The organism is Haloprofundus salinisoli (assembly GCF_020097815.1).
Lineage (GTDB): Archaea > Halobacteriota > Halobacteria > Halobacteriales > Haloferacaceae > Haloprofundus > Haloprofundus salinisoli.
On record NZ_CP083664.1, the window covers coordinates 260,452 to 274,832 of the forward strand.

Below are 14,381 nucleotides of genomic sequence, written 5' to 3' on the forward strand. Positions count from 1 at the left end.
AGACGACCCACCGCCGGTAACCCGAACCGTTCGGGCGGATAGCTTTAACACGTTGTATGGGTCATGTGGGTTCGTGACACTCTCAGTCGGATTCGTCGGCGCGGGAGGCATCGCTTCGGTTCACTTAGAAACGCTCGACGATGCGTTGGAAACGGGACTGACGGACCGTAACGGCGGCTCGCTCGACGTGGAACTGACCGCGGTCGCCGACGTGGACGAGACGCGAGCGCGGGAGGCGGCGGTCCCCCGCGACGCCGAGGCGTACACTGACGGGGTCGAACTCATCGAGTCGGAGTCGCTCGACGCGCTCGTCGTCGCCGTCCCGCCGTTCGCCCACGGCGAGTACGAGCGGACGGCGGCGGAGTACAGTATCGACCTGTTCGTCGAGAAACCGGTCGATTTGACGGTCGACGCGGCGCGGGAGACGGCCCGGCGCGTCGCCGATTCCGGAATTCTCGCACAGGTCGGCTACGTCTGCCGGTACGCGGGGATAACGGAGCGCGCGCTGGAGTTGCTCAACGGACGCCGCATCGGCCACATCGACAGCACCTACTGGGTCCCCGCCCCCGATACGGGGTGGTGGTACGAACGAGCCCGGTCGGGCGGTCAGATCGTCGAACAGTCGACGCACGTCTACGACCTACACCGGTACCTCGCGGGAGAGGTGACGTCCGCGACGGGGAGCGGAACGGACGGATTGCTCGTCGACGCCGTCGATTTTCAGGACGCAACGTCGGTGACGCTCGACCACGAGTCGGGGGCCGTCTCGCACGTCTCCTCGACGTGCGGTTCGCCCGACTCCCGCTTCGAGGTCCGTATCGCCGCCGAGGACGCGTATCTCGAACTCGACTACTTCGGCTATACGCTCTCGGGCACCGTCGATGGCGAACCCGTCCGTTACGAGGCCGACGGCGACTGGTACCGCCGCGAGTTCGAGGCGTTCCTGCGTGCGGCGGCCGGACGCGACGGGGTTCGGACGGATACGTCGGAGCGCGTCGACGTTCGTTCGACGTTCGACGACGCCGTGGAGACGCTCGAACTGACGCTCGCGGCGCGCGAGGCCGCAGAAACGGGCGAAAGAGTCCCGCTCAGCTAGTCGGGTCGGCCGTCCCTGCAGCCGATGAAATCACCATGCAAATTTATTATGGTCTGTTGCAATTCGCCATGTAGTGAGTTCCCATGGGTAAGCTAGACATCCGCAACCTCCGGAAAGTGTTCGCGGACGGAGACGGGTCGATCGTCGCGGTCGACGACCTGAACATCGACGTCGAAGACGGCGAGTTCCTCATCTTCGTCGGCCCGTCCGGCTGTGGCAAATCGACGACACTCCGCTGCATCGCCGGACTGGAGACGACGACGGAGGGGAAGATACTCCTGAACGGCGACGACATCACGCACCGACCGCCGACCGAGCGCGACATCGCGATGGTGTTTCAGAACTACGCGCTCTACCCGCACATGTCCGCCCGGAAGAACATCGGATTCGGACTGAAGATGTCGACGGACATGTCGAAAGACGAGATCGAGCGTCGAGTCCAGGAGACAGCGGAGATGATGGGCATCGAAGAACTACTCGACAAGAAGCCGGGCGAACTCTCCGGCGGGCAGCAGCAGCGCGTCGCGCTCGGCCGCGCTATCGTCCGCGAACCCGAGGTGTTCTTGATGGACGAGCCGCTGTCGAATCTGGACGCGAAACTCCGGACGACGATGCGGACAGAGCTACAGAACCTCCAGCAGAACCTCGGAATCACCACCATCTACGTCACGCACGACCAGACGGAGGCAATGACGATGGGCGACCGCATCGCCATTCTCGACGGGGGTGAGCTCCAGCAGCTCGGCACCCCGCTGGAGTGTTACTACGAACCCGCAAACCGGTTCGTCGCGGGCTTCATCGGCTCGCCGTCGATGAACTTCTTCGACGTGGAGTACGTCGACGGCGCGCTCGTCCACGATGCGTTCCGGTACGAACTCTCGCAGGCGACCCGCGACGAGCTTACTGGGCGCAACGGACCGATGACGCTCGGTATCCGCCCCGAAAGCATCGAACTCGCAGACGAGAGCGATCCGAGCTCGATTCCGGTCCCGGTTTCGGTCACGGAACCGATGGGCGAGATGACGTACGTCTACGTCGACATCGGGGACGAGCGGTACACGGTGACGCTCGACGGCGAGCGGGTGGTCGAACCGGGGACGACACTCGACATAGTCATCCCCGAGGAGAAGATGCACCTGTTCGACGCCGACACCGGCGAGACGATCAAGTCACGGAACGTCTCCACCGCGACGAACGTCGACGTCAACGCTCGCGCCTGAGTCCGACGTTCTCTCGCGAACGGTGTTCGAGCCGTCTCGAACACTGGCAAGGCTCCGAAGTGATATGGTACAACACACCAAAGACTTATTGTATAACGTCTGTTTGTTCCTCTGAGGCTAGTATGAGCAACAGAAATCTCACCCGGCGTCAGATTCTCGCACTGACCGGTTCGGTCGGTGCGGCGAGTCTAGCCGGTTGTTCGAGCGGCGGTACTGGTGGCGATAACGGCTCCGGCGGCGGTAACGGCTCCGGCGGCAACGGCGGAGACGGCGGTGGCGAGAGCTCGGCGACGTTCTGGGCGTGGAACGACCCAGGGCTCGCGCCGATTCGCAAGGAACAGGCCGCCCAAATCGCGGAGCAAAGCGACAAAATCTCTGACGCCAGCTGGGAGTACTATCCCTTCGAGAACTATCTGGCGAAGGCCACGACCGCCATTCCGGCGGGGAACGCGCCGGACAGCTTGGCGCTGTCGGTGCTCTGGGTGCCGCGCTTCGCGGACCAGGGCGTTGCGCTGAACCTCGAAGAGAACGGATTCAACCCCGACGACTACGTCTCGGCGGCGCGCAGCAACGCCAGCTACGACGGGACGCTGTGGGCGGTGCCGTGGTACGCGGACTGCCGCCTCGTCGCCATCAACACGGCGATGTTCGAGGAGGCGGGGCTGGAGGTCCCCGACCCAACGCACCGCCCCAGTTGGGAAGAGTTCGCGTCGTGGATCGACGCGCTCGGCGGGTCGGGGACGGCCGGATTCTCGATGTCGGCGGGCGAGGGGTTCGACTGTTTCGCGCTCTCGAACGGAAGCGGCTACCTCAACGAAGACGGCACCGAGGCGATAATCAACAACGACGCCGCCCTCGAGGCGGCAAACTATCTGCAACCGAAAATCGTCGACGACGGGACGGTCCTCGCGCGCAACCCCGGCGGCACGGACGCCATCGAGGATCTCCTCGCCGGGGAGGCGGCGATGTGTTTCGCCGGGTCGTGGATGTACCCGCGCCTGCGCGACAGCGGTCTCGACTGGCAGTTCATCCCGTACCCGAGCGGCCCGCAGATAGACACGAGTCACACGTGGAGCGCGGGCGTCTTCTACTCCATCCCGAGTCGCGGCGGCGCGAGTCAGGAGATCGGACTTGAGTGGCTGAACTACATCAACTCGATGGAAGTCCAACGGAGTGTGACGAAATCGATGGGCGGATTCCCCGGGCGAAAGGACGCCTACGAGACCGACGAGTTCAACCAATTCATCCAAGACAACCCGAAACTGGAACCGGTCGCCCAGGAGATGGAGAACACGGTCCCGTTCCCGAGCCACCCGGAGGTGTCGAAGATGTGGGACACCGTCCACACGCAGGCGCAGTCGATGTGGCAGGGAGCTGATCCGCAACAGGCGCTCGACAAAGCCGCCCAGGACATCAACGCGCTGCTCTAACTATGGCGCAGTCACAAGGGCTACAGCGCATTCGTCGTCGCTTCGGCGGATACGTCTCCGACTTCGACGTCAGCGACTCCGACACCGACCTCTCGTGGTACGCCCTCGTCTTACCGAAGGCCATTCTCTTCGCGGCGATACTCCTGATTCCGTTCATCGGCGCGTTCTACATCAGCCTCCACGAGTGGGCGCCGTTGGCGCAGGAGCATCCGTTCGTCGGCCTCGACAACTACGTGCGGCTGTTCAACGACCCCATCTTCTGGAACGCCATCATCAACACCGCGGGGTACAGCTTCGCGCTGCTCGTCTTCGACGTGCCCATCGCGTTGGGGCTGGCGCTGCTGTTGAACATGAATCTCCGCGGGACGAAGTTCTACTCAGGGGCCATCTTCCTTCCCGTCGTGACCTCCTGGGTCGTCGTCTCGCTCATCTGGACGTGGCTCTACAACCCCGAGTACGGGCTGTTGAACGCCATACTGGGTGGTATCGGACTGCCACAGCTATCGTGGCTCCAGAGTTCGAGCACGGCCCTGGCGTCCATCGCTCTGATGAGCGTCTGGAAGCACATCGGATTCAACATGGTCATCTTCCTGGCCGGGTTGAAAGGAATCCCGGACGACTACTACGAGGCGGCCATCGTCGACGGTGCGAACCGCTGGGAGCGGTTCCGCTACATCACGCTGCCGCTTCTGAAGCCGACGACCTTCTTCGTGTTTATCGTGACGCTCATCTTCTCGTTCCGCGTCTACACGCAGGTGTACGTGATGACGCAGGGCGGGCCGGTGCGGTCGACGTACACTATCGTCTACTACTTCTGGCAAGCCGGCTTCCAGCAGTTCGAGATGGGGTACGCCAGCGCGATCGCCGTCGTGCTGTTCCTCATCGTCTTCGGGCTGAGTATCGTCCAGCAGCGGACGTGGGGTGATGACGTTGAGTACTGACGAGCTCCAGTTCGACGACGACCGCCCGAGCGTCGAGTACGAGGGATCGTGGTACGACACGTTTGCGAAAGTCGTCGCCCACGTCATCCTGCTCACCGCGAGCGCCATCATGACGATTCCGTTCATCTGGGCGTTCTTCACATCTCTCAAGCCCGAGAATGAAATATTCACCACAATCAAGCAGATAATCCCCTCGGACCCGACGTTCGTCAACTACGTCAACGTCTGGATGCAGAACCCGCTCGACCGCTGGATACTCAACAGCCTCATCCTCGCGGTCGGCGTCGTGTTCTTCACGCTGCTGTTGGACACGCTGGCGGGCTACGCGCTCGCAAAGGGCGACTTCAGAGGCAAGTCGCTGGTGTACACGCTCGTCATCGGGACGCTCGTCATCCCACCACAGGTGGTGCTCGTACCGCTATATCTGGAGATGAACGCCATCAACTGGTCGAACACGTACTGGGCTATCATGGTGCTGTACATCGCCAACCCGTTCGGGACGTTCATGATGCGCCAGTTCTTCCTCGGCGTGCCCGATTCGCTCATCGAGGCCGCGAGGATGGACGGCTGTAGCACGTTCCAGATCTACACGCGTATCATGCTGCCGCTGGCGAAGCCGGCGCTGTCGTCGCTCGGCGTGTTCACGTTTATCTTCGTCTGGGGGGCGTTCCTCTGGCCGCTGGTCATCCTCAACGACTCGGCGATGTACCCCCTCCAGGTCGGCATCGGCCTGCTCACCGGGCGGTACGGTTCGCAGTGGGGACAGCTGCTGGCGGCGGTCATCCTCGCCGCGCTGCCCGTCCTCGCGGCGTATCTTCTCGCCCAGCGGACGTTCATGGAGGGCATCGCGCTCACGGGAGGGAAAGGGTAGATGCTGCCCGACGTTCCCTCTCTCGTGTTACGCCTCGGCTACTCCGGACAGAACGAGCCGGTGGTCGGCGGCGCGCTCGTCTTCCTGGTCGCCGCTATCGGCGTGCTGTATCTGGCGTTCGTCCGCGACGAGATGGACGCCGGACCGGTGATGAAGATCGGCGGCATCCTTCTTCTGGGGATGGCGCTGCTCGCGTACTTCTGGCCGATGCGGCCGTGGCCGCACTGAGCGGTCGGCGCACCGCACTCTCCTCTAGCCTTCCGCGGAACGTCACGAGGGAATCACTCATAACGGCTCGCCGTGCAGTAACGTCCATGCGAATCGCAGTTGGCGCGGTGAGCCACGAGACCAACACGTTCGCGGAGGGGACGACCGGCATCGAGACGTTCTCGACCGCCACCGGCGACGAGCTACTGGAGACCGATACGGTCGGGCGCTCGCTCGGCGGCATCGTCGAGACGCTCGAAGCCGAAAGCGAAGCCGATGACATCGAGATACTGCCGACGATCGGCGCGAGCGCGCTCCCAGCCCCGACCGTCGAGCGGGAGGCGTTCGAGTGGATGAAACGGGAGCTACTCGACCGACTCGACGGCGAACCCGTCGATGGGGTCTGTCTCGACCTCCACGGTTCGATGTTCGTCGAGGGGGAACCCGACCCCGAGGGAGCGCTTCTTGCGGCGGTCCGCGAGTGCGTCGGCCCCGACGTACCGATAACCGCGGCGCTCGACATGCACGCAACGATAACCGAGCGGATGGTCGACTCACTCGACGGCGTCGCGGGCTACCGAACCGCCCCGCACACCGACGTGGCGGAGACGGGTGTCCGGGCGGTGAATCTGCTGCTCGACGCCCTCCGCGGAGAGAAGGCGCTCGCGCTCGGTTGGCGGCGACTCCCGATGCTCCTGGCCGGCGAGCAGTCGGAGTCGGAGGCCGAACCGATGCGCACGCTCGTCGACCGACTCCGCGAGGCGGACCGGGCCGAAGGTGTCTACGACGCCAACTACTTTCTGGGTTTTCCGTGGGCCGACAACCCCCACGCGGGCTGTCACGCGCTGGTGACCGGCGACGACTCGGCAGCGGCCGTCGTCGACGAGACGGCGACCGACCTCGCGCGGGCGTTCTGGCAGCGACGCGATGAGTTCGACTTCACGACCGAAGCCCACTCGCCGACGGCGGCGCTGGACGAGGCCGCCGCGACTGACACTTGCCCCGTCGTCGTGGCGGACACGGGCGACATCCCCGGCGCGGGCGCGGGCGAGAATACGACGAACCTCCTCGCCGAGATACTCGACCGAGACGACCTCGGGACGCCGGTCGTCGCCGTCGTTGCGGACGACGAGAGCTACGAGACGTGTCGCGCCGCGGGCGAAGGAGCGACCGTCTCGCTCGAACTCGGCCGCCGGTATCCGGACGGGGAGCCGTTGGAGGTTCCCGAGGCTCGAATCGAGCGCCTCGATTCCGACGGCGAGTTCGACGGCGACGCCGGCGTCGGAACCGCGCTCGTGTCGCTCGACGGCGCGGACGTCGTCGTCGCCGAGCACCGGACGAACGCCCACCGCGACCCGGCGTTCCTGCGGCGACTCGGCGTCGACCCGGACGCACGCCAGTTGGTCGCACTGAAGAGCGGCTACCTGAGCCCCGCCTGGAAAGCGGTCGCCGCGAGGCGACTGTTCGCGCTGACAGCCGGCGAGACGAACCAGCGGCTCGCCGAGCTGCCGTACGAGCGCGTGCCGCGCCCCATCTATCCGCTCGACGAGGACGCGTCGTGGTCGGCGTGACGCCGCGAACGTCGGTCGACTCGGTGTTCGAGAGTCGTCCACGGTGGCGTCATCCACCTCGGTGACTTTATCCGGGGGGTAGTCGATACCGCAGTATGGAGATAGTCGGACTGCAAGCGTACGCCGTAGACGTTCCGCTCGTTCCCTTCGAGGACGGCGGCGTCGCGCCGTACGTGACGAACCACAACTCCCTCGACAGCATGACCCGCGTGCTCGTCCGCGTCGACACCGACGAGGGCGTCTCCGGGTGGGGCGAGATGCGCGTGTTCCTGACGCCGGAGGCGACCGTCTCGGTGCTCGAAGACGGCATCGAACCGTTCGTCGTCGGGCGCTCGCCGTTCGAGGTCGAGACGTTCCGCCGGCAAGTGTTCCTCGAGTACGCCAACGCCGACCTGTTCTTCGCGCCCGTCGAAGTCGCCTGCTGGGACATCGTCGGGAAGGTACTCGACAGACCGGTGTACGAACTGCTCGGCGGGTGGACCGCACCCGGGCAGACCGAGACGCGACACCGCGAACACCAAGACGAGTACGCGTCCGGGCGCGACGGCGGCACGGTCGACGTAGCCTACTGTCTCGGCATCCTCCCGCCTGAAGAGTCCGCCGAGCGCGCCGTCGAGGTCCGGGACGCCGGTTACTCGGTGCTGAAGACGAAAGCCGGCCGCGACTGGCGCGACGACGTCGAGCGCGTGCGAGCGATGCACGACGCCGTCGACGGCGACCTCCTGTTTCGCCTCGACCCGAACCAGGGCTGGACCGTCGACGAGGCCGTCCGCGTCGGGGCGACGCTCGCCGACGCCGGCGTCTACCTCCAGTACCTCGAACAACCGATTCGCGTCGACAGCCACCGACGGCTCGCGTCGCTGCAGGCACGCACGCGACAGCCTATCGCGCCGAACGAGGACACCTACGCGCCGCACAATCTCCGACGTCTCGTCGAAGCCGGGGCGATGGACGTCGCCGTCCTCGATCTGACGCCCGCCGGCGGGCTCTCCGGGCTCAGACAACAGGTCGCTATCGTCGAGGACGCCGGGATTCCGGCGACGCACCACTGCGCGTTCGATCTCGGCATCCGAACGGCCGCGATTCTCCACGCGGTGTACGGCCTGCCGGGACTGACGCTCCCGCCAGACTCGGTGTACTACGGCTGGGAAGCCGACGTGATTCGTGAGCCGTTCGAGATAGCCGACGGCGCGCTGACCGTGTCGCAGTCGCCGGGGTTGGGCGTCGACGTCGACGAGAGCCTCGTCGAGGAGTACCGCGTCGCATGACGTTCGGACCGGGGCCGTTCGACGGCGACGCCGACCTTGACGGGACTGCGGAGGTCGCGTTCGCGGCGCGCACCGCCCCCGAGATACGCGCTGTCGGGGAGAGAGACGGGTCGGTGCTCGTCCTCCCGGTCGGGAGCGTCGAACAACATGGCGACCACCTCCCGGTCGCGACGGATTCGATTCTCGCCTCAGCGGTCGCCGCCGCGGGAGCGGCGGCGGTGGTCGACGACGTGCCGGTGCTGGTCGCGCCGACGTTCTGGACCGGGTACTCGCCGCACCACCGCGCGTTCGGCGGGACGCTCACCGGCGAGTTCGACACGCTGCTCGACCTGCTCGGTACCGTCGCCGACGCCGCGTTGGACAACGGATTCGACGCACTGTTGCTGCTCAACGGCCACGGTGGCAACCGAGCGCTCGTCGACGCCGCGGTCACCGTCGTCGGCCGCGCCCACCCCGACGCCGAGTCGCTCGGTCTCACGTACTTCGACCTCGCCGCACCCTTCGCCGACGAGATTCGCGAGAGCGACACCGGCGGGATGGCCCACGGGGGCGAGTTCGAGACATCGCTGATGCAGTATCTCCGTCCCGAACTCGTCCGCGAGGACGCGCCCGCGACGTACTGGGTGGAGCCGTACGACCTCGCCGGTAACGACCTGCTCGAAGGCGGCCCACTGTCGGTGTACCGGCCGTTCGAGGCGTACTCCGAGAGCGGCGCTATCGGCGACCCGTCGCTGGCCGACGCCGACAAGGGCGAACGGTTCTTCGACGGTATCCGTGCGGAACTCGCGGCGCTGCTCCTCGACGTTCACGAGCGAAACGCGGTCTGACCCCCCGTTCGAGTTTCCAGCGTCGAGCACCGCCGAACTCGACCAGTATCGCCTCACTCGTCGGACGGTAGCAGCCCGTCGGCCCCGAGCGAGCCGTCGAGGAGTCCGCTGGCGGCGATGACGACGAGTCCGACGGCGGCCACGTACGCGTACATCGACTGGACCCCGACGAGGTCGATGAGGTGTCCGGACGCGAGCTCGCCGACGCCGGACCCCGCGGCGAAGCCGAACCCGGTGAGAAACGTCTGCGCGGTCGAACCGATGGAGACGGGCGCGAGTTCGTGAGCGAGGTTCACCGCCGCGAGCATAAACGCCGCGTAGCCGACGCCGAGGAGCAGTTGGAGGGCGACGACGAGGGAGGGCACGGGCGCCGAGGCGTACGCTGCGAACGTGACGACGTGACAACCCGCGCCCGCAATCAAGAGCCGGCGGTACGACGCGGTGAAATGCGCCGCGGCGAGGAAGACGACCGCCTCGCCGAGCGTCTTGGCGGCGACGGAGAGACCGGTGAGCGCGTCGCTCCCGCCGAGACTGCGGACGTAGACGGAGAGGTACGCGCTCCCGGCGGGGAACAGCGTCCCCATCAGAAACGCCGCGACCAATAGAGTGGCGAAGTTACGGTCTCTCACGAGCGACGCCGCGCGGAGGCCGACGCTCTCGGTCGGCGGTCGGCGGTCGACCGGCATCCGGAGGAGGACGAGCGCGAGCACCGCCATGCCGGCGCCGAACGCGTAGAACACGACGACGGAGCCGAGACGCGTGCTGGCGACGCCGGCGGCCACCGCGGCGATGCCGAAAGCGATGCTGCCATACGCGCGGACGCTGCCGTACGACAGCCCCGCGGAGAGTAACATGGCGTTCGCCACCGGCCGAATCGGGGCACGGAACGCCGCGAAGCCAACCGTGACGGCCGCGACGAGCGGAAACACCGCCGCGACCGGCGGATACGATAGCCCCAGTGCACCCGCGCCGACGACGCTCACGAGGAGAATTCGCTTCTGGGCACTGAATCGGTCGCTCAACAGCCCCCACGCGGGCAGCGCGAGGATGCCGGCCGTCCGAAGGAGAAAGCCGACGGTCCCCATCTCCACGCCGGTCAACCCGATATCCTCGAAGTACGCGTTGCGAAACACGACGAATCCGCTCCACGCCGCGAAGTAGAGGAAGTAAAACGACTTGAAGTAGCTTCGGTCGTTCATCTCGATGCGGTCGAACCGGTTACTCGCTCGCCGCCCGTCGAACGTCGTCGGACGGACGCGGACTGAGTAGTCTGAGGAACGATGGCACCGAGATCACGGGGTGTCGAACTCCACGACTGTCTTGATGGCGTCGTCGCCCCTCCCGAACGCGTCTGCCGCCTCTGCCGGCGAGTAGACGCCCGTGACGAGCGCGTCGGCGAACCAGTCGGGGAACTCGACGAGTCGCTCTTTCGCCGTCTCGAACTGCCGGACGTTCGAGTTGACGCTGCCGAACAGCGCCTTGTTCTCCAACACGAGTTCTCTGTGCAGGCGGCCGCCATCGACTTCGAACTCCCAGTCGTTCGGGATACCGAGGAGCGCGCCGACGCCGTTCGGCGCGAGCGCGTCGACGGTCTCGAAGGCGTGCTTCGCGTATCCTGTGGCCTCGTAGACGAAGTCGACCGACTCGTGGGCGTCGGGAATCTCATCGACCGGCGTCTCGCGGGAGTCGACGTACGTCGAACCGAGTCGTTCGACGATGTCGATGGTCGGGTCCGGTCGGTCGCGTCGACCCAGACAGTACGTGCGCTCGAAAGGCAACGATGGGGTCTCCAGCGCGGCGAGCGTCAGCAGTCCGAGCGGTCCGTTTCCGAGGACGAGCGCGCTCGTCGGCTCCCACTCGAACGCCGAACGGGCGGCGAACGCGTGTTCGAGCGCCTTCTCGGTGTTCGAAATCGGTTCGACGAGGAAGCCGTGTTCCGCGAGCTCCTCGGGGACGGGGACGAGAAACTCCGTCGAACTCGTGAAGAACTCGGACATGTAGCCGTGAGCGCCGACGATGCCGCGTTCGACGTAGAGCCCGTCCGGAGCCATGTCGGGTTCGCCGCGCTCGAAGTAGTCGTTCGTCTCTCCGGGCGGTCGGCGCACGGTTGGCACGACGAGTTCGCCCTCCTCCAGTTCGGTCCCGTTGGCGTCTTCGACGACGGCGACGGCCTCGTGACCGAGAATCTGGTAGTCGTCGCCATCGGGATAGCCGCCGTGGTTTCCGCGGATAACCTCGTGGTCGGTCCCGTCGATGCCGACCCGTAACGTCCGTAGGAGGACTTCACCGGGCTCGGGCGTCGGGTCGGGGACGTTCCTGAGCGTTGGACGTGATTCACCCTTCTCTACGACGATAGCTTTCATCTAGCGGTCCTCTCCATCGGAGTCGTCGGTACAGTCCTCGCTTCTCCGTGACCGCACTCGTTGTCACTCGTTGGCATGATTCACGTTTGCTTGTCCCGCGGCATAAACACTCCGACAGCCGCAGCGCGAGTCGAGAATCGGTGTCGTGTTCCCGAGGCGGAACATTTTACCGACAAACGCGTCTACGCAGGAACCATGGGGAACAGAACGGAAGGGACAGATGAGTGGTCGAATCCACGTCGATCACCGCAGCAGTGCAAGGTCGGGCGGGTCATCGAAGCGTACAATCTCGACGGCTTGGGCGAGATGCTCGAGGTCCGTTGGACCGCCGACGGAGATGGCCGGTCGAGTCTCCGCGAACTCGCGACCGAATTCAACCACCGACTGCTCGAATCGGCGCTCGAGTCGGCGGGGGTCAGCCTTCTGGACGGCGAAGTCGAGAACTACTACCGGCTCTTGACTGACGACGCTGTGACCAGTGGGACGAGAGTACAAGCCGAACGGACCCTCGAACGGCACGGTATCGACGTTGACACCATCAGAAACGATTTTGTCTCTCACCAAGCGGTGCACACGTACTTGGTAAAGTACCGAGGCGTCTCCCGCGACGACCCCACCTCCGCGAACCGAACCGAGAAGATCGATACGAACATTGGTCGTCTCAGAAGTCGAACGCAGACTGTGACAGCGAACTCCCTCGAATCGCTAGTGACCGCTGGCGAACTTGAAGTCGGCGACATCGACGTGCTCGTAGATATCAGTGTTCATTGTGACGTTTGCGGAGAGACACTCACTGTCGACCAGTTGCTCGCAGACGGTGGCTGTGGATGTCGCCGCGGGTGAACCGGAACTGCGCGAGGGTTGAACCAACTCAGTTGAGGAAACTATCCAAACTCAACTGGAGTTTGCGACCTTAGTCATACTGAGTACCTGTTTTGGGACCCCTAATTTTGAGGAGGATTTCCACTATGAGACATAATTTTTAGATAATTTGAATATGTTGTCGATATAATTAGATAATATTAGAAAAGATAACATAAATATCTAATAATACAGAAGTTTTTGAATGCACCTTCTTTCGGCGTCTATTAGTCATATATAGTCCATTTTCACATTTACTAAGATATACATAGTAAATGCAGCAGTGTTTATTACAAATTTGAGATATCGCCGTCGGGTTCTGCTCCGGCGCGCAGTCCGAACGAGCGTTCGAGATGGCGTCCCGAGAGACGGTACTCCACGTTCGGGGCTGAGAGGGTATTCTGCAGTATAGACATCTCTTGCACAGCGACCAGAGAATCAGTGGTGGACCGGATGGGCCGTGACTCCCATCCGGTCCGTGATTCTGTCTGACGAATCGTCACCATCGCCGCGTGACCAGCCGGGGCGTGGTGCTCGTGCAACGCCTCGTAACGCTGCATTGGCCATATCTCCCCTCTGCATGTTAGCTGTTATCATTAGGACAAATGAGGCCAGTAGCTCGAAACCGAAGACGAACCGAACGACGACCGGAACTGATCGCTGTGGAGGTGGTCTCGGCGAAGAGTGGAGACGACTCCGCCGCCGAGCGGAGGATACCAAACCCATGAAGAGGTGCGTCGTTGGGGACGGACGCAATTCGAACACCGCTCTCGACAATTATCAACTTGTTGGCAGACGAAACCCGCTCTCGGGTGACCAACACGCGTGTGTTTTCTGATGAAATTTGGAGGTCAGTTATAGTAGCGTGAAAGAAAGCGTCGCAGATGGGAATCCTTCGATACTGCAAGAACCGTATTGAGAACGACGCCGACTCGTTCTCGCCGCTGGGTCGTTCGGAGATATGCGCTCACTCGACGGAGAACACGCTCCGCTAAGCGAGTACTGACGGCCGACTCTATCGGCGTCTTGGCATGTCGGCGTTCACGAAGGCTTCGCACCAAGTATCGAACGGAAAACGCGGTGGGCCTATCATATTAGGCGGAGTATTGTTGTATGTAGAGCTCGGGAGTTGAATTGAGTTAACCCCCGTCGGCGTACGTCACTGCGTCGACTCGGGTGGTGCTCCTCGGACGACCTGCTTGGCCGTGGTGTCGTTCGATAGCCGGACTGAGCCGTGTTCCGGCACTCTCACTTTCGGCGTCGAAACGATCGACGAACGTCGTGTCTCTGCAGCAATCTATCGACGAGATAGTAGCCAATACTGTCTGATTCAGCAAATGTAACCGATAGACATTATTGTAAACGTGAACTACCAGCGCTCGTGATACTGCGAGAAGCTATATTCAACACTAGAGAATTATATCACATGCACGACCTAAGCGGTTTTCAACGCGACCTGTTGTATGTCATCTCGGGGATGGAACGCCCTTCCGGACAGCAGGCGAAAGAGCAGCTCGAACAGTATCTCGACGGGGACATCAACCACGGGCGACTGTATCCGAACCTGGATACGCTCGTCACCAAAGAGTACGTGGAGAAGGGACCGATTGATAGGCGCACCAACTACTACGCGATCACCGAACGAGGCGAGAACCTGATACGCGAACGCCGCGAGTGGGAGGAAGCGCGGTTCTCGTCCGAGCGACAAATCCCCTGAAGCGCACAC

The 14,381-nt window shown here is 63.7% G+C and carries 13 protein-coding genes; 11 read left to right on the plus strand and 2 right to left on the minus strand.

Annotated features, from left to right (window positions below):
• Positions 1 to 73 precede the first annotated feature (73 nt).
• The 9 genes from LAQ73_RS16960 (at position 74) to LAQ73_RS17000 (ending at position 9,431) form a co-directional block, all read left to right on the plus strand.
• The gene (locus tag LAQ73_RS16960) at positions 74 to 1,096 is read left to right on the plus strand and encodes a Gfo/Idh/MocA family protein (RefSeq protein ID WP_224270877.1); all 1,023 of its coding nucleotides are present in this window, start codon (positions 74 to 76) and stop codon (positions 1,094 to 1,096) included.
• 83 nt (positions 1,097 to 1,179) lie between these two features.
• Entirely contained in the window at positions 1,180 to 2,316 is a 1,137-nt protein-coding gene (locus LAQ73_RS16965; protein WP_224270878.1) for an ABC transporter ATP-binding protein, read from the plus strand.
• A 122-nt stretch (positions 2,317 to 2,438) separates the two neighbouring features.
• Positions 2,439 to 3,746 carry an extracellular solute-binding protein gene (locus LAQ73_RS16970; RefSeq protein ID WP_224270879.1) on the plus strand — a complete coding sequence of 436 codons (1,308 nt, stop codon included), beginning with the start codon at positions 2,439 to 2,441 and terminating at the stop codon, positions 3,744 to 3,746.
• A gap of 2 nt (positions 3,747 to 3,748) precedes the next feature.
• Positions 3,749 to 4,687, plus strand: a complete 939-nt coding sequence (locus tag LAQ73_RS16975; protein WP_224270880.1) for a carbohydrate ABC transporter permease — start codon at positions 3,749 to 3,751, stop codon at positions 4,685 to 4,687.
• Positions 4,671 to 5,558 (plus strand): carbohydrate ABC transporter permease, encoded by an 888-nt coding sequence (locus LAQ73_RS16980; RefSeq protein ID WP_224270881.1) that lies wholly within the window; start codon positions 4,671 to 4,673, stop codon positions 5,556 to 5,558. Before LAQ73_RS16975 ends, LAQ73_RS16980 begins: the two co-directional genes overlap by 17 nt.
• Entirely contained in the window at positions 5,559 to 5,786 is a 228-nt protein-coding gene (locus tag LAQ73_RS16985; protein ID WP_224270882.1) for a hypothetical protein, read from the plus strand.
• An 86-nt stretch (positions 5,787 to 5,872) separates the two neighbouring features.
• Positions 5,873 to 7,336 carry a M81 family metallopeptidase gene (locus LAQ73_RS16990; RefSeq protein ID WP_224270883.1) on the plus strand — a complete coding sequence of 488 codons (1,464 nt, stop codon included), beginning with the start codon at positions 5,873 to 5,875 and terminating at the stop codon, positions 7,334 to 7,336.
• 95 nt (positions 7,337 to 7,431) lie between these two features.
• On the plus strand, positions 7,432 to 8,604 hold the full coding sequence (locus tag LAQ73_RS16995; protein ID WP_224270884.1) for a mandelate racemase/muconate lactonizing enzyme family protein: 1,173 nt from the start codon (positions 7,432 to 7,434) through the stop codon (positions 8,602 to 8,604).
• On the plus strand, positions 8,601 to 9,431 hold the full coding sequence (locus LAQ73_RS17000; RefSeq protein WP_224270885.1) for a creatininase family protein: 831 nt from the start codon (positions 8,601 to 8,603) through the stop codon (positions 9,429 to 9,431). The genes LAQ73_RS16995 and LAQ73_RS17000 overlap by 4 nt, the downstream gene beginning before the upstream one ends.
• A 53-nt stretch (positions 9,432 to 9,484) precedes the next feature.
• On the opposite strand, the gene LAQ73_RS17005 is transcribed toward LAQ73_RS17000, so the two are convergent.
• Both LAQ73_RS17005 and LAQ73_RS17010 read right to left on the minus strand, forming a co-directional pair.
• Positions 9,485 to 10,630: an MFS transporter gene (locus LAQ73_RS17005; protein WP_224270886.1), complete on the minus strand. Its 1,146-nt coding sequence runs from the start codon at positions 10,628 to 10,630 to the stop codon at positions 9,485 to 9,487.
• 93 nt (positions 10,631 to 10,723) lie between these two features.
• Positions 10,724 to 11,794 (minus strand): glucose 1-dehydrogenase, encoded by a 1,071-nt coding sequence (locus LAQ73_RS17010; RefSeq protein ID WP_224270887.1) that lies wholly within the window; start codon positions 11,792 to 11,794, stop codon positions 10,724 to 10,726.
• Positions 11,795 to 11,989: 195 nt separating this feature from the next.
• On the opposite strand from LAQ73_RS17010, the gene rdfA reads away from it, so the two are divergent.
• Both rdfA and LAQ73_RS17020 read left to right on the plus strand, forming a co-directional pair.
• Positions 11,990 to 12,637, plus strand: coding sequence for a rod-determining factor RdfA (gene rdfA / locus LAQ73_RS17015; RefSeq protein ID WP_224270888.1), 648 nt, complete (start codon positions 11,990 to 11,992; stop codon positions 12,635 to 12,637).
• Between the two features lie 1,444 nt (positions 12,638 to 14,081).
• Entirely contained in the window at positions 14,082 to 14,372 is a 291-nt protein-coding gene (locus LAQ73_RS17020) for a helix-turn-helix transcriptional regulator (protein ID WP_224270889.1), read from the plus strand.
• The last annotated feature ends 9 nt before the right edge of the window (positions 14,373 to 14,381 follow it).

Excerpts from the sequence above, each read along its gene's own strand:
- LAQ73_RS16965 (WP_224270878.1), top strand. The coding sequence starts at position 1,180 with ATGGGTAAGCTAGACATCCGCAACCTCCGGAAAGTGTTCGCGGACGGA.
- LAQ73_RS16970 (WP_224270879.1), top strand. The coding sequence starts at position 2,439 with ATGAGCAACAGAAATCTCACCCGGCGTCAGATTCTCGCACTGACCGGT.
- LAQ73_RS16975 (WP_224270880.1), top strand. The coding sequence starts at position 3,749 with ATGGCGCAGTCACAAGGGCTACAGCGCATTCGTCGTCGCTTCGGCGGA.
- LAQ73_RS16980 (WP_224270881.1), top strand. The coding sequence starts at position 4,671 with ATGACGTTGAGTACTGACGAGCTCCAGTTCGACGACGACCGCCCGAGC.
- LAQ73_RS16985 (WP_224270882.1), top strand. The coding sequence starts at position 5,559 with ATGCTGCCCGACGTTCCCTCTCTCGTGTTACGCCTCGGCTACTCCGGA.
- LAQ73_RS16990 (WP_224270883.1), top strand. The coding sequence starts at position 5,873 with ATGCGAATCGCAGTTGGCGCGGTGAGCCACGAGACCAACACGTTCGCG.
- LAQ73_RS16995 (WP_224270884.1), top strand. The coding sequence starts at position 7,432 with ATGGAGATAGTCGGACTGCAAGCGTACGCCGTAGACGTTCCGCTCGTT.
- LAQ73_RS17000 (WP_224270885.1), top strand. The coding sequence starts at position 8,601 with ATGACGTTCGGACCGGGGCCGTTCGACGGCGACGCCGACCTTGACGGG.
- LAQ73_RS17005 (WP_224270886.1), bottom strand. The coding sequence starts at position 10,630 with ATGAACGACCGAAGCTACTTCAAGTCGTTTTACTTCCTCTACTTCGCG.
- LAQ73_RS17010 (WP_224270887.1), bottom strand. The coding sequence starts at position 11,794 with ATGAAAGCTATCGTCGTAGAGAAGGGTGAATCACGTCCAACGCTCAGG.
- rdfA (WP_224270888.1), top strand. The coding sequence starts at position 11,990 with ATGGGGAACAGAACGGAAGGGACAGATGAGTGGTCGAATCCACGTCGA.
- LAQ73_RS17020 (WP_224270889.1), top strand. The coding sequence starts at position 14,082 with ATGCACGACCTAAGCGGTTTTCAACGCGACCTGTTGTATGTCATCTCG.